Origin of the sequence: Lampropedia aestuarii, from assembly GCF_004803635.1 — a bacterium.
Taxonomy (GTDB): Bacteria; Pseudomonadota; Gammaproteobacteria; order Burkholderiales; family Burkholderiaceae_C; genus Lampropedia; species Lampropedia aestuarii.
This window is the reverse complement of record NZ_SSWX01000045.1, coordinates 3,883-6,139: the sequence shown is the minus strand read 5'-3', so window position 1 is coordinate 6,139 and position 2,257 is coordinate 3,883. Positions and strand designations below refer to the sequence as shown.

Here is a 2,257-nt window from a genome sequence, read left to right as displayed (position 1 = left end):
GTCCTGATCTTAGAATTTATTCTTTGGTTAGGATGCAAGGCAGCAATGCCAAACGCTCATGCAACAGAATAGAAAGAAGTGTGTAGGCCTTTTGGTAGCAATACTGAAAGCTTACAGGTTTACTTCAATTCCGCTAAGTGAGTGAGTTTAACAAGATCGAACTAAAGAGTTTGATCCTGGCTCAGATTGAACGCTGGCGGCATGCTTTACACATGCAAGTCGAACGGCAGCATGGGCTTCGGCCTGATGGCGAGTGGCGAACGGGTGAGTAATACATCGGAACATGCCTCGTTGTGGGGGACAACTACTCGAAAGAGTAGCTAATACCGCATAAGATCTACGGATGAAAGCAGGGGACCTTCGGGCCTTGCGCAATGAGAGTGGCCGATGGCAGATTAGGTAGTTGGTGAGGTAAAGGCTCACCAAGCCTGCGATCTGTAGCTGGTCTGAGAGGACGACCAGCCACACTGGGACTGAGACACGGCCCAGACTCCTACGGGAGGCAGCAGTGGGGAATTTTGGACAATGGGCGCAAGCCTGATCCAGCAATGCCGCGTGCAGGACGAAGGCCTTCGGGTTNGATCTGTAGCTGGTCTGAGAGGACGACCAGCCACACTGGGACTGAGACACGGCCCAGACTCCTACGGGAGGCAGCAGTGGGGAATTTTGGACAATGGGCGCAAGCCTGATCCAGCAATGCCGCGTGCAGGACGAAGGCCTTCGGGTTGTAAACTGCTTTTGTACAGAACGAAAAGCTTTGGGTTAATACCCTGGAGCCATGACGGTACTGTAAGAATAAGCACCGGCTAACTACGTGCCAGCAGCCGCGGTAATACGTAGGGTGCAAGCGTTAATCGGAATTACTGGGCGTAAAGCGTGCGCAGGCGGCTATGCAAGACTGATGTGAAATCCCCGGGCTCAACCTGGGAACTGCATTAGTGACTGCATAGCTGGAGTGCGGCAGAGGGGGATGGAATTCCGCGTGTAGCAGTGAAATGCGTAGATATGCGGAGGAACACCGATGGCGAAGGCAATCCCCTGGGCCTGCACTGACGCTCATGCACGAAAGCGTGGGGAGCAAACAGGATTAGATACCCTGGTAGTCCACGCCCTAAACGATGTCAACTGGTTGTTGGGAATTTATTTTCTCAGTAACGAAGCTAACGCGTGAAGTTGACCGCCTGGGGAGTACGGTCGCAAGACTAAAACTCAAAGGAATTGACGGGGACCCGCACAAGCGGTGGATGATGTGGTTTAATTCGATGCAACGCGAAAAACCTTACCCACCTTTGACATGTACGGAAGTTGCCAGAGATGGCTTCGTGCTCGAAAGAGAGCCGTAACACAGGTGCTGCATGGCTGTCGTCAGCTCGTGTCGTGAGATGTTGGGTTAAGTCCCGCAACGAGCGCAACCCTTGTCATTAGTTGCCATCATTAAGTTGGGCACTCTAATGAGACTGCCGGTGATAAACCGGAGGAAGGTGGGGATGACGTCAAGTCCTCATGGCCCTTATAGGTGGGGCTACACACGTCATACAATGGCTGGTACAAAGGGTTGCCAACCCGCGAGGGGGAGCTAATCCCATAAAGCCAGTCGTAGTCCGGATCGCAGTCTGCAACTCGACTGCGTGAAGTCGGAATCGCTAGTAATCGTGGATCAGAATGTCACGGTGAATACGTTCCCGGGTCTTGTACACACCGCCCGTCACACCATGGGAGCGGGTTCTGCCAGAAGTAGGTAGCTTAACCGTAAGGAGGGCGCTTACCACGGCAGGGCTCGTGACTGGGGTGAAGTCGTAACAAGGTAGCCGTACCGGAAGGTGCGGCTGGATCACCTCCTTTCTGGAAAAACAGGCAAGACATCTTGCCAAACGTCCACACTTATCGGTTGTTGGAAATAAGAGGTTGCAGATTGAGAATAATGTTTGTTATTCCTGGNGTAAGGAGGGCGCTTACCACGGCAGGGCTCGTGACTGGGGTGAAGTCGTAACAAGGTAGCCGTACCGGAAGGTGCGGCTGGATCACCTCCTTTCTGGAAAAACAGGCAAGACATCTTGCCAAACGTCCACACTTATCGGTTGTTGGAAATAAGAGGTTGCAGACTGAGAATAAAGTTATTTGTTCTTGCTCTGTAATTCTTGGGTCTGTAGCTCAGCTGGTTAGAGCACTGTGTTGATAACGCAGGGGTCGTTGGTTCGAGCCCAACTAGACCCACCAAATACTCCAACGGTCAATCGATCGAAGCATTGGGATAGTT

1 tRNA gene and 1 rRNA gene are annotated in these 2,257 nt (G+C 52.3%); both read left to right on the top strand.

The features are described from left to right. Positions 1-158 precede the first annotated feature (158 nt). Positions 159-1,842, top strand: a 16S ribosomal RNA gene (locus E8K88_RS17695). Positions 1,843-2,140: 298 nt separating this feature from the next. After that, positions 2,141-2,217 (top strand) — tRNA-Ile (locus E8K88_RS17690). Positions 2,218-2,257: the final 40 nt, after the last annotated feature.